Origin of the sequence: Cellulomonas hominis, from assembly GCF_901521055.1 — a bacterium.
Lineage (GTDB): Bacteria > Actinomycetota > Actinomycetes > Actinomycetales > Cellulomonadaceae > Cellulomonas > Cellulomonas endometrii.
This window is the reverse complement of record NZ_CABEGA010000017.1, coordinates 1-11,859: the sequence shown is the minus strand read 5'-3', so window position 1 is coordinate 11,859 and position 11,859 is coordinate 1. Positions and strand designations below refer to the sequence as shown.

At 76.6% G+C, this 11,859-nt stretch carries 9 protein-coding genes and 1 pseudogene; 6 read left to right on the top strand and 4 right to left on the bottom strand.

Going from position 1 to position 11,859, the window contains the following annotated elements:
• Positions 1 to 80 precede the first annotated feature (80 nt).
• Positions 81 to 1,313 (top strand): AGE family epimerase/isomerase, encoded by a 1,233-nt coding sequence (locus tag KJP73_RS04110; RefSeq protein WP_213281497.1) that lies wholly within the window; start codon positions 81 to 83, stop codon positions 1,311 to 1,313.
• Positions 1,314 to 1,381: 68 nt separating this feature from the next.
• Positions 1,382 to 2,539, top strand: a complete 1,158-nt coding sequence (locus tag KJP73_RS04105; RefSeq protein ID WP_213281496.1) for an SLC13 family permease — start codon at positions 1,382 to 1,384, stop codon at positions 2,537 to 2,539.
• Positions 2,540 to 2,551: 12 nt separating this feature from the next.
• On the opposite strand, the gene KJP73_RS04100 is transcribed toward KJP73_RS04105, so the two are convergent.
• Positions 2,552 to 3,166 carry a helix-turn-helix domain-containing protein gene (locus tag KJP73_RS04100; protein ID WP_213281495.1) on the bottom strand — a complete coding sequence of 205 codons (615 nt, stop codon included), beginning with the start codon at positions 3,164 to 3,166 and terminating at the stop codon, positions 2,552 to 2,554.
• A 90-nt stretch (positions 3,167 to 3,256) separates the two neighbouring features.
• Between KJP73_RS04100 and KJP73_RS04095 the strand changes: the two genes are divergently transcribed.
• Genes KJP73_RS04095 through KJP73_RS04085 form a run of 3 tightly spaced genes read left to right on the top strand, consistent with a single transcriptional unit; the run spans position 3,257 to position 5,458 of the window.
• On the top strand, positions 3,257 to 4,291 hold the full coding sequence (locus tag KJP73_RS04095) for an NAD(P)/FAD-dependent oxidoreductase (protein WP_213281494.1): 1,035 nt from the start codon (positions 3,257 to 3,259) through the stop codon (positions 4,289 to 4,291).
• Positions 4,288 to 4,965, top strand: coding sequence for a class I SAM-dependent methyltransferase (locus KJP73_RS04090; protein ID WP_249669086.1), 678 nt, complete (start codon positions 4,288 to 4,290; stop codon positions 4,963 to 4,965). Before KJP73_RS04095 ends, KJP73_RS04090 begins: the two co-directional genes overlap by 4 nt.
• A gap of 13 nt (positions 4,966 to 4,978) precedes the next feature.
• Positions 4,979 to 5,458: a heme-degrading domain-containing protein gene (locus KJP73_RS04085; RefSeq protein WP_213281493.1), complete on the top strand. Its 480-nt coding sequence runs from the start codon at positions 4,979 to 4,981 to the stop codon at positions 5,456 to 5,458.
• 37 nt (positions 5,459 to 5,495) lie between these two features.
• On the opposite strand, the gene KJP73_RS04080 is transcribed toward KJP73_RS04085, so the two are convergent.
• Both KJP73_RS04080 and KJP73_RS04075 read right to left on the bottom strand, forming a co-directional pair.
• Positions 5,496 to 9,629 (bottom strand): S8 family serine peptidase, encoded by a 4,134-nt coding sequence (locus tag KJP73_RS04080; RefSeq protein WP_213281492.1) that lies wholly within the window; start codon positions 9,627 to 9,629, stop codon positions 5,496 to 5,498.
• A gap of 141 nt (positions 9,630 to 9,770) precedes the next feature.
• On the bottom strand, positions 9,771 to 10,454 hold the full coding sequence (locus KJP73_RS04075; protein ID WP_249669085.1) for an alpha/beta hydrolase family protein: 684 nt from the start codon (positions 10,452 to 10,454) through the stop codon (positions 9,771 to 9,773).
• A 108-nt stretch (positions 10,455 to 10,562) separates the two neighbouring features.
• On the opposite strand from KJP73_RS04075, the gene KJP73_RS04070 reads away from it, so the two are divergent.
• Complete coding sequence (locus KJP73_RS04070) at positions 10,563 to 10,832, top strand: DUF7218 family protein (RefSeq protein ID WP_213281491.1); 270 nt, start codon at positions 10,563 to 10,565, stop codon at positions 10,830 to 10,832.
• A 22-nt stretch (positions 10,833 to 10,854) separates the two neighbouring features.
• Here KJP73_RS04070 and KJP73_RS04065 read toward each other — a convergent pair.
• Positions 10,855 to 11,655 (bottom strand): annotated as a pseudogene (locus KJP73_RS04065) (metal ABC transporter substrate-binding protein); the annotation flags it as partial.
• Positions 11,656 to 11,859: the final 204 nt, after the last annotated feature.

Genomic DNA, 11,859 nt, shown 5'->3' with positions numbered 1-11,859 from the left:
CGCCGCGGTGGCCCCGGCCAGCGGTTTCGGGCCCGCGTGCGGCGCTGCTGCGCGCGCCGGGTGTGACTAGGGTGACAGCCATGACGTGGCTGACGACGCCCGCGCACGCCCGCTGGCTGGAGACCGAGACCGACCGCCTGCTCGCCTTCGGGAGGGCGTCCGCCGCGCCCTCCGGGGGGTTCCTGCGCCTGGACGACGTGGGGCGGCCGCTGCCGGGGCCCGTCGAGCTGTGGATCACGTGCCGGATGACGCACGTGTACGCGCTCGCGCACCTGCTGGGCCGTCCGGGGAACGCGGCCCTCGTGGACCACGGGCTCGCCGCGCTCGACGGGCTGTTCCGCGACACCGAGCACGGCGGCTGGTTCGCCGAGGTGAACGCCGACGGAACGCCGCGGGACGACGCCAAGGCCGCGTACCCGCACGCGTTCGTCGTGCTGGCCACGTCGTCCGCCACCGCCGCGGGCCGGCCCGGCGCGGAGGCGCTGCTGCGCGAGGCCCTGACCGTCTCCGAGCAGCGGTTCTGGGACGAGGAGGCCGGGATGGCCGTCGAGTCCTGGGACCGGACGTTCACGGAGCTCGACGGGTACCGCGGCGTCAACGCCAACATGCACACCGTCGAGGCGTACCTGGCGGCCCACGGCGTCACGGGCGAGCGGGTCTGGCTGGACCGCGCGGTGCGGATCCTCACCCGCGTCGTCCACGGGTTCGCGCGCGACAACGCGTGGCGCATCCCGGAGCACTTCGACGCCGGCTGGGACGCCGACCTGGAGTACAACGTCGACACCCCGGCGCACCCGTTCCGGCCGTACGGCGCCACCATCGGGCACTGGCTCGAGTGGGCGCGGCTCACCCTGCACGCCCGGGCCGCGATCACCGCCGCGGGCGACGTCGCGCCGCTGTGGATGCTCGACGACGCGGTGTCCCTGTTCGACGCCGCCGTCCGCGAGGGCTGGTCCGTCGACGGCGCGCCGGGGTTCGTGTACACCGTCGACTGGTCCGGGGCACCGGTGGTCCGCGAGCGGATGCACTGGGTGGCCGCCGAGGGCATCGCGGCCGCCGCGGCACTGCACGCCGCCACGGGGGACCAGCGGTTCGACGACTGGTACGCGACCTGGTGGGACTACGCCGAGCAGCACCTGATCGACCGGGACGGCGGGTCCTGGTGGCACGAGCTCGGCACCGACAACACCGTGTCCCGGACCGTGTGGGAGGGCAAGGCCGACCTGTACCACGCGGTGCAGGCGACCCTCGTGCCGCGGCTCCCGCTCACCCCGGTGATCGCGCCGGCGCTGGCCCAGGGGCTGCTGGACTGAGGGAGGCGGGGCGCGCCGGGCCCGTCCGCTGTCGGGCGGGCCCGTGGTCGCGGCCCTAGAGTGCCGCCGTGTCCCGACGGTCCGTCCCGTGGTGGGCGGCGGCCGTCGTGGCAGCCGCCGTCGTCGTGCTGACCGGCGCGCTCCCGGGCGCGGACGCCGCGGCGCTCGCGGCCCGCGTGGGGCCGGTGCTCGTGCTCGTCGCGGCGCTGACCGTGGTGGCCGAGCTGTGCGGCTCGGCCGGGCTGTTCGACGTCGCGACGGACGTCGCCGCCCGGTCCGCCGGCGGGCGCCGGTGGGTGCTGTGGCTGCTGCTCGTGGCCATCGCCGTGGTGTCGACCGTGCTGCTCTCGCTCGACACGACGGCGGTGCTTCTGACGCCGCTGGCCATCACGCTCGCCCGGCGCACCGGGACGTCGCCGCTGCTGCTCGCGCTGACCGTGGTGGCGCTCGCGAACACCGCGTCGCTGCTGCTCCCCGTCTCGAACCTCACCAACCTGCTGGCCGACCGCCGGTTCGCCGAGCAGGACGCGGGCTACGTCGGGGTGATGTGGGCGCCCGCGCTCGCCGCCGTCCTGGTCACCGTGGTGGTGCTGGCCGTCCGGGGCCGCCGGGAGCTGCGGGGGCGGTTCCGGCCGGGGGAGCGGTACGCGCCGCCCGACCGGCCGCTGCTGCTCGTCACCGCCGCGACCGTCGCCGTGATGGCCGCGGGCTTCGTCGCCGGGCTGCCGGTGTGGGCGGTCGCGTCCGGCGCCGCGGTCGTGCTGCTGGTCGCGACCGGGGTGCGCCGGCGGACGCTCCCGGGGCGGGCGCGGGACCTCGTGCCGTGGCGGATGCTGCTCGTGGTCGGCGCGCTGTTCGTGCTCGTGGAGACCCTGCACGTGCGCGGGCTGGGCGACGCGCTCGTGGCGCTGGCGCCCGGCGGCAGCGGGACCGGCGCGCTGCTCGGCGTCGCCGGGCTGTCGGCGGGCGCGGCGAACCTCGTGAACAACCTGCCCGCCTACCTGGTGCTCGAGCCGGTCGCTGGGGACGACACCCGGCGGCTCGCGGCCGTGCTGATCGGCACCGGGGTAGGGCCCCTGCTCACGCCGTGGGCGTCCCTGGCCACGGTGCTGTGGTGGCAGCGGTGCCGGCAGGCGCTGCTGCACGTGCCGGCGCGGGCGTTCCTGGTGCAGGGGCTGTGGCTGGCGCCGCTGTGCGTGGTCGCGGCGGTGCTGGCGCTGGGGTGAGCGGGGCCGGCGTCACCGGGCGGCGTCGGTGGCCCGGGCGGTGCGGGTCGACCGGGCGCGGACGTGCATCCGCTCGCCCTGCGGGCCCCAGAGGCTGATCACCTCCGCGGAACCCGGCCCGGGATTGGTGAACCAGTGCGGCAGCCGCGTGTCGAACTCGACGGCCTCACCGGGCTGCAGCAGCAGGTCGTGCTCGCCGAGCACCAGGCGGATCCGCCCCGACAGCACGTACATCCACTCGTACCCCTCGTGGGTCCGCGGCTCCGGCGGGCCGGGGTGGTGCCCGGCGGGGAACACCTGCTTGTACGCCTGCAGGCCGCCCGGCCGCTGCGTGAGCGGCACGTACGTCACGCCGTGGCGCTCGAACGGCGTGGCGTGCACGCGCGGGTCGCCGGTCTGCGGGGCCCCGACCAGCTCGTCGAGCGGCACCTGGTGCGCGCGGGCCAGCGGCAGCAGCAGCTCCAGGGTGGGGCGGCGGCCGCCCGACTCGAGCCGCGACAGGGTGCTCACGGAGATGCCGGTGGTGCGGGACAGGTCGGCGAGGGTCGCGCCGCTGCGCTGCCGCAGGGCGCGCAGCCGCGGTCCCACCGCGTCGAGCACCGGGTCCAGGTCGGAGGTCTCTGCCATGGAGCCATTTGCCGTTCCGGCAACGATGTTTGTCAAGTGGCGCCCCGCCCGGAACGGTGGACCGTAGACCCGGACGAGCGGAGGAGCACGATGGACGAGCAGGAGCGGTACGACGTGCTGGTGGTCGGCGGCGGTGCCGCCGGGCTGAGCGCGGCCCTCACCCTGGCGCGGGCGCGCCGGCGGGTGCTGGTGGTGCACGACGGCACACCGCGGAACAAGCCGGCGGCCCACATGCACGCCTACCTCGGGCTCGACGGCCTGCCGCCGGGCGAGCTGCTCGCCCGGGGCCGCGCGGAGGTCGAGGGGTACGGCGGCGAGGTCGTCGAGGACCGGGTGGTGGACGCCCGGCGGGACGGGGCGCTGTTCCGCGCCGAGCTCGCCGGCGGCCGCGTCGTGCACGCCCGCCGCGTGCTGGTCGCCACCGGCCTGTCGGACACGCTGCCCGCGGTCGACGGGGTCGCGGAGCGCTGGGGGCGGGACGTCCTGCACTGCCCGTTCTGCCACGGCTGGGAGGTGCGGGACCGCGCGGTCGCGATCATCGGGTCCGGTCCCTTCGGCGTGCACCAGGCGCAGATGTGGCGGCAGTGGACGCCCGACGTGACGCTCCTGCTGCACACCGGCGAGGAGCCCTCCGACGCGGAGTGGGAGCAGCTCGCCGCGCTCGGGGTCCGGGTCGTCGACGGGACGGTGGGCGGGCTCGTGGTGGTCGACGACGTGCTCCGGGGCGTGCGCCTCGCGTCCGGCGTGCAGCTGCCGTGCGACGCGGTGGTCGTGGCCACCGGGATGGCGGCGCGGCTGGACGGGCTGGCCGGGCTGGGGCTGACGGTCGAGCCGCTGCTGATGAACGGGCGCGTGGTCGGCTCCCGGGTCGTGGCGGGGGCGGACGGGGAGACCGAGGTGCCCGGCGTCCGCGTGGTCGGCAACGCGGCGGACCTGCGCGCGCAGGTGGTCGTCGCCGCGGCGGGCGGGCTCAGCGCCGCCGCGACGCTGGTCGCGGAGCTCGGGGCGGAGGACACCCGCGCGGCCGTCGAGCGGTACCGCGCGGAGCAGTCAGCGCCGTTCTCCGCGCGGGCCGAGCGGGAGCTCGCCGGGCGGCTCGCGGGCGACGGGCGGCACGGGCTGTGAGCGGGCACGACGGGCACGGGCCGCACGGCTCGCACGAGGTGCGGCACGACCGGGAGTTCTGGGAGGAGCGGTACCGCTCCGTCCGCCAGGTGTGGAGCGGGCGGCCGAACGTGCAGCTCGTCGACGAGGTGTCCGACCTGCCGCCGGGCACCGCGCTGGACATGGCGTGCGGCGAGGGCGGCGACGCGATGTGGCTCGCAGGGCGGGGCTGGCGGGTGACCGGGGTGGACCTGGCGCAGGCGGCGCTGGACCGCGTGGAGCAGGCCGCCGCGGCCGCGGGCCCGGAGATCGCGTCACGGGTCCGCACCGTGCGGTCGGACGTGACCGGCTGGGACGCCGGCGGCGAGCGGTACGACCTGGTCACGACGCACTTCCTGCACCTGCCCCCGGCCGACCGGGACGTCGCGTTCGCGCGGCTGGCCGACGCCGTCGCACCCGGCGGGACGCTGCTGGTGGTCGCGCACCACGCGAGCGACCTCGGCACGACGATCGGGCGGCCCGACGTGCCCGACCTGTTCTTCGCGCCCGAGGACGTGGTCGCCGCGCTCCGGCCCGGCGAGTGGGACGTGCTGGTCGCGGAGGCGCGGCCCCGGACCGCCCAGGACCCCGACGGCCGGGACGTCACCATCCGCGACACCGTGGTCCGCGCGGTCCGGCGGGCGGCGGCGGGATGACAGGATCGGCGGCATGAGCGACGAGACGGACGTGCAGGCACTGATCGCCGAGGTCGAGCGGCAGGAGCGGGAGCTGCGCTTCGCCACCTTCACCAACGACGACGCGTGGGAGCTGGGCTCGCTGCTGGTGCGCCTCGCGACCGAGCGCGCGCTGCCGGTGACCGTCGACGTCCGGCGCGGCACGCAGCAGCTGTTCCACGCCGCCCGGCCGGGGACGGCCGCCGACAACGACTCCTGGGTCGACCGGAAGGTCCGCGTGGTCGAGCGGTTCGGCACCTCGTCGTACCTGCAGGGCCTGCGCGCGCGGGCGAAGGGCACGACGTTCGCCGCGGTGCACGAGCTGCCGCTGCAGGAGTACGCCGCGCACGGCGGGTCCTTCCCGGTGCACGTCGAGGGCGTGGGCGTCGTCGGCGCGGTGACCGTCTCCGGCCTCCCGCAGGCCGAGGACCACGCGCTGGTCACCGAGGCCGTCCGCACGTTCCTCGACGGCTGAGGGGACGGGGGCCGCCGGCCGGCGGCCCCCGTCCGGCTCAGCGCCGGAAGTACCCCGCCACGTCGACGACCACGCCGATGCGCGCGGTCTGGGAGTACAGCGACACCGCACCGCCCTGGCCGAGCCTCGCGATCACGAGGTTCGGCTCGTCGCGCCCGGCGACCACGTTGAGGTTCGACACGAGCGGCACCGTGCCGGCGGCGTTCGCCGGGTAGACCCGCAGGTTCGAGAGCCGGTCGGGCCGCACGGCCGTCACGTTGAGGACGGCGGCGTCCGCGTCCGCCGGTACCCCGCCGGCTCCCGCCACGGTGAGCGTCGCCGGCACCCCGGCCTGGAGCGGACCGCCGGTGAGGCCGAGCCCCGACCGGGAGTCGGCGATGCGCGTCGGGTCCAGCGGCACGTACCCGCGGTCCCCGGTGGGCGAGTAGTAGCCGGCGAGGTCGGCGACGAGGTGCACCGCGGCCGTCTGCGTGTAGAACCGGACCCGGCCCCCGTCGCCCACCGTCACGGTGACCAGGTTCGGCTGGTCCCGGCCACCGGACAGGTTGAGGTTGGAGACGGTGGGCGGCGCCTGGTCCTCGGAGGCGGCCGGCGTCGGGTACACCCGGACGTTCGTCTTGCCGGTGGGGGAGACGCCGGTGACGTTCAGGACGACCGCCGACGCGTCGGCGGGCACGCCCTGACGGCCTCGGACCACCAGGTCGACCCAGCGCCCGGCCGCGACCTGCGCCTTCGGGACACCGCCCGTCCCGCTGCGGGTGTCCATCACGCGGACCGGGTCCAGCGGCACGAATCCCGTCGCACCGCCGGTGCGGTAGTACCCCGCGACGTCCGCGAGCAGGTGGGCGGTCGTGCCCTCCGTGGCGAGCGTGACCCGGCCGCCCGACCCGAGGGAGACGGTGACGAGGTTCGGCTGGTCGGTGCCCGGCACGACGTTGAGGTTCGACACCGTCGGGGGTGCGCCGCCGGCGGACGGCGTCGGGTAGACCCGGACGTTGCCGGTCCCCGTCGGGCCGACCGCCGTCACGTTGAGCACGACCGCGGAGGCGTCCTCCGGCACCAGGTCGCCGCCGACGTCGAGGGTGATCGGCGCGCCGGGACGGACGGGGCCGCCGGCCCCGGTCCCGTTGCGGGTGTCGAGCACGCGCCACGGCGTGACCGGGGTGAACCGCTCGCCGTCCGCGCCCGCGGTGAAGGGCACCCGGTACGGCTCGGCCTGGACCGCCCCGTCGGCGTCGGTCAGGCCGCCCACCCAGAGCTGGTAGTGGCGGCCCGGGACGAGGTCCGCGGCGGGGGTCACGGAGACCGCACCGGTGCCGGCGTCGTAGGCGCGCGTCGCGGCCACGTCCGTCCCGGACACGGCGTCGACCACGCGGACCGTCGACGCCTGCACCGCACCGGAGGCGAGGCTCCGGCCGACCGTGACGGTCAGCGTCGGACGCCCGTCGACCCCCGCCTGGTGCGGTGCGACGGAGGCGTCCAGGACCCAGGCACCGGAACCGGTGCCCGCGAGGGGCTGCTGGACGAGGGTCTCGAGGACCGTGGAGGCGAGCACCACGTCGGCCGTGCCGTCGCCGGTCACGTCGCGCACGGCGAGCGGGTCGCCGAAGTAGTGGGAGGCGTAGCTCACCCAGGTCGACCCCGACGTGCTCAGCGTGCCGTCCGGCCGCTGGGCCAGGACGGACACGGCGTTCCAGCCGCCGGCGACCGTCACGACGTCCTGCCGGCCGTCACCCGTGACGTCCGCGACGACGAGCGCCTCGGGGTTCGGGGCCGTGGCCGAGGGCACGGACGTCGCGAAGGTGCCGTCGCCGCGGCCCGGGGCCACCTGGATGGTGCCGGGGGTGCCGGTCACGGACCGGACGACGTCGATCCGGCCGTCCCCGGTGACGTCACCGAGCGCCAGGTCGGCCGTGCCCGAGGACGCCGGTACCTGACCCGCGGCGACGAACGAGCCGTCCGGCTGCTGGATGCGGACCTCACCGGCGCCCGAGACGAGGTCCCCCCGGCCGTCCCCCGTGAGGTCGCCCACGTGGAGCGCTGGGAACGACGCACCGACCGCGACGGGAGCCTCGAAGGTGCCGGTGCCCGCGTTGTGCCGCGTGACCGTCGCGGCGGGGGAGCCCTCGGTCGTCACGAGGTCGGCGGCGTGGTCCCCGTCGAGGTCGGACACCTCGAGGGCGGAGACGCCACCGGCGACGGGGACGGCCGGGTCGGCGGTGAGGACGCCGGCCGTCTGCCGCACGACGACGAGTCCCGCCGAGCTGGCGACCAGCACGTCCTCCTGCCCGTTGCCGTCGACGTCCGCGACCGCCAGCCCGGTGATCGACCCGGTCAGCCCGCCCAGCGGCACCGCGGTGCTGAGGGGGAAGCTGCCGGTGCCGTCGCCGGTGTCCAGCGTCACGGACGTCGCCGAGCCCTGCACGGCCCGCACGACATCGACCCGGCCGTCACCGTTCAGGTCCGCGGGCGCCTGCATCTGGGTGGCGTGGCCCAGGTTGGCGCTGGTGGTGCGCGAGAAGAACGCCGAACCCGTCCGTCGGACGTCCACGGTGTAGTCGTCGCCCCAGGCGCCGTCGACGTTGGCCACCCCGACGCGGAACGTACCCGCGGCCGGCACCGGCACGGGCAGGGTCAGCGTCTGGCCCGCCTCCACGGCCTGCCCCTCGGCCAGGACCTGGCCGTCGTCCGCGAGGGCGGTGACACGCGGCCTCGTGGCCGGCACGTCGGACGCCGACGGGTCCACGACCACGGAGTACCAGCCCGGCTCGGTCGCCGTCAGCGCGTACCAGTCCTGGTCGCCCTCCGGGGACAGCGCCGCGGTCGTCGTGGTCGCGAGGGCCAGCGGAGTCGCTCGGCCGGCGGTGTCGTCGGAGCCGCCGTCGCCGGGCGCACGGTCCAGGGGGATGGACACGCCGAGGCCGAGCGCGGCGGCCGCGTCGACGATCCCGGCGCCGTAGTACGGGTCCGACCCGCGGGGGCCGGCGTCGCGGGCCGTCGACACGAGCGACGACTCGACCTGGGCGGGCTCGACGCCGCGCGCCGTCAGCAGCGCGGCGACGCCGCTGACCAGCGGCGCGGAGAACGACGTGCCGCTCGCGTAGAGGTAGCCGCCGCCGTTGAACGGGACCACGATCTCGTAGCCGGGAGCCGCGACCGTCACGGTGTCGCCCCAGGACGAGAAGTCCGTCACGGCACCCCCGTCGTCGGTGGCGCCGACGGACAGGAGGCCCGCGAGCCCGGGAGCGTACGCAGCCGGGTAGTTCGGGACCTCCGTGCCCTCGTTCCCGGCCGAGGCGACGACGACGGAGCCCTTGGCGATCGCGTCCTGGATCGCGGCGCGGAGCACCGGGGACGCGTCCGGCCCGCCGAGCGAAAGGTTGATGATGTCGGCGTCGTGGTCAGCGGCCCAGGTGATGCCCTGGGCGACGTCGGAGTCGTACCCGCTGCCCGAGGCGCTGAGGACCTTGACCGGCATGATCTTCGCGTCGTAGCCCGCGCCGACGGAGCCCACGCCGTTGTCGCCAGCCGCGGCCGCGGTCCCGGCCACCGCGGTGCCGTGCCACTGGTCGTCGGAGGCGTCGGCGTCCTCGTGCACCGCGTCCCAGCCGGGGACCAGGCGTCCCGCCAGGTCCTCGTGCGACGGGTCGACCCCCGTGTCGAGGACCGCGATCACCTGGCCGGAGCCGGTCGTCACGTCCCACGCGCGGGGCAGGCGCAGCAGGTCGAGGTACGGCCACGCCAGCCCCACCAGCGGGTCGTCCGTCCAGCCGGCCGCGGTGCGCACGTGGTCCAGCTGCACCTCGGCGACCCGCGGGTCCGCGTCGAGGGCCGCGACGAGCTCGGCCGGGTCGGCGTCGCCCACGGGCACCTCGACGAAGCCGGTGCCGCCGACGGCCTCGTCCGCGGCGAGGCCCTCGGCCGACAGGGTGGCCGCACGCTGCCGCTGGCTGACCTCCGGGGCGAACCGCACGAGCACGTGCTCGGTCGAGGCCTCCGGGACGTCGCCCGACGTGGCGGCCGGTGCGGGGGTGAGCGAGGACCGGTCGGGCACCTCCCCCGTGGTGGGGTCCGGCACCGGGCCGGGGTCGGCCTGGGCCGCCGGCCAGGCGCCGAGCGCGAGGCTCGCCGTCACCGCCAGCACCGTGACGGTCCGGACGATCTGTCGCACAGCGCCTCCTTCGCGCGCCGCACCCCCCTGGTGCGAGCCTCGTGATCATCGGCACGAGCGCGGCGGTTCTTGACCCGCGGCGCACCGCGGCACCCGAACGGGTCGGCGCGCGGTGGCGTGAGGTGGGGCCCGAGTCGCGGTTCAGGCCGGGAGGACCGTCGGCAGCCACGCGCGGACCGCGGCGGTGACCGCCGGGAGGTCCTTGCGTAGCGCGTGGTCGCCCGCGACCGTCACCACGGTGCGGCCCGGCGCGGCGGGCGGGGTGCCGTAGGGGTCGCGCTCGCCCTGCACGATCAGCACCGGGACGCCCGCGCCGTCGAGCTCGGGCAGGCGACTCGGCGCGTCGGGGCGGCCGGGCGGCTGCGTCGGGAACGCCAGGCACAGCACGCCGACCGCACCCGTGACCGTCGCCGTGCGGCAGGCGGTGCGCCCGCCCGCCGATCGCCCGCCGGTGACGACCGGGGCGTCGAGCACGTGCTCCCGCAGGTGGGCCACCACGGCCGTCCACGCGGAGTCCAGCGCCGGGCCGCGCGGGCCGACGCGCCGGCCGGCGACCCGGTACGGCTGCTCGACCAGCACCACGGCGAGGCCCGTCGCGGTCGCGGCAGCCGTCACGGCGACCAGGTCCGGGGCGCCGATCCCGCCGCCGGCGCCGTGCCCGAGCACGAGCGCACCCGGGACCGTGAGCCGCCCGCGCGCGCCAACCCCAGCCCCGTCCGCCCCGGGCACGTCCACCCCGGGCGGGGCGTGCACGTGCGCGCGCGCCGGACCCTGCGGGGTGTCGATCTCCACCACGCGCACCGGTGGAGTCGGTTCGGGCGTCACGCCCGGCACGCTACCCCCGGCCGCCGCGACGCCGCCGTGCGGATGCGTCCGGACCGGCGCGGGGGCACAGTCGGAGGTGTCCGCAGACGTCGATGCGAGGAGGCCGCCGTGCCGCGCCGTGACCCGGGACCGAGCGTGAAGGACAAGGAGCTCTACGAGGAGCTCCGCGACGAGGGCAACAGCAAGGAGAAGTCCGCGCGGATCGCGAACGCCGCCGCCGCGCGCGGCCGCTCGTCGGTCGGGAAGAAGGGCGGCGAGTCCGGCTCGTACGAGGACTGGACGGTCGACGACCTGCGGAAGAAGGCGGCGGACGTGGGGATCGAGGGCCGGTCGTCGATGAACAAGGCGGACCTGGTCGAGGCGCTGCGGTCGCACTGACCCCCGCGCCCGGCCCCGGGGGTCACGCGGCGCAGGTCAGGCCGGTCGCGAGCGCATCCAGGTTGTCCCGCATCACGTCGAGGTAGTCGCGGTCGTCGTCCTCGGCCATGCCCTCCAGCGGATCCAGCATCGCCGTGGCGACGCCCAGCTGGTCGGCCAGGGTCTGCGTGACCTCGGGGCTGACGAGCACCTCGAAGTACAGCGTGCCCACGCCCTCCGCCCGGACGACGTCCGCGACGTCGCGCAGCCGCGCGGGGGACGGCTCGACCTCGGGGTCGACGCCGGAGATGCCGACCTGGTGGAGCCCGTACCGCTCCGCGAGGTACCCGAAGGCCTCGTGGGAGGCGACGAGCGTGGCGCCCCGGCAGGCGGCCAGCCCGTCGGCGAGCTCGGCGTCGAGCGCGTCCAGGTCCGCGGCGAGGTCCTCGGCGGCGGCGGTGAACGCGTCCGCGTGCGTCGGGTCGACCTCCGCGAGCTCCGCGGCGACCTGGTGCCCGACGGCGGCCAGGCGGGTCGGGTCCAGCCAGAAGTGCGGGTCGAGCGGACCGGAGCCCGACCCGCCGGGCTCGGTGCCGTCCGGCCCGGCCTCCAGGCCCGCCGCGGCGGCGGCGTCGACCACGTGCGCGGGGTCCGACGCCGCGACGGCCTGGTCGGTCGCGGCCTGGAACCCGGACAGGTAGAGGACGAGGTCCGCGTCGCCGAGCCGCGCGACGCTGCTCGGGGAGAGCTCCAGGTCGTGCGGCTCCCCGCCGGGCGGGGTCAGGGACGTGACGTCCACGTGGGTGCCGCCGACCCGCTCGGCGACGAACTGCAGCGGGTAGAACGCCGTGACGACGTCGGGCCGGTCGTCGGTCGTGGCGGGGGGGGGGGGGGGCGGGCCCGGCGGGGGGGGGCGGGGGGGCCCTCAAGACATCCGCTCGCGCGACAGAGCCATCCTCAAAACGCTGGTTGTCCTGCCCCTTATAAAAATATACACCGTCGGCGGCACGGTGTTAAAAGAAGAAAACCGCGCTCTTATCCGCAAAAG

Excerpts from the sequence above, each read along its gene's own strand:
- KJP73_RS04110 (WP_213281497.1), top strand. The coding sequence starts at position 81 with ATGACGTGGCTGACGACGCCCGCGCACGCCCGCTGGCTGGAGACCGAG.
- KJP73_RS04100 (WP_213281495.1), bottom strand. The coding sequence starts at position 3,166 with ATGGCAGAGACCTCCGACCTGGACCCGGTGCTCGACGCGGTGGGACCG.
- KJP73_RS04095 (WP_213281494.1), top strand. The coding sequence starts at position 3,257 with ATGGACGAGCAGGAGCGGTACGACGTGCTGGTGGTCGGCGGCGGTGCC.
- KJP73_RS04085 (WP_213281493.1), top strand. The coding sequence starts at position 4,979 with ATGAGCGACGAGACGGACGTGCAGGCACTGATCGCCGAGGTCGAGCGG.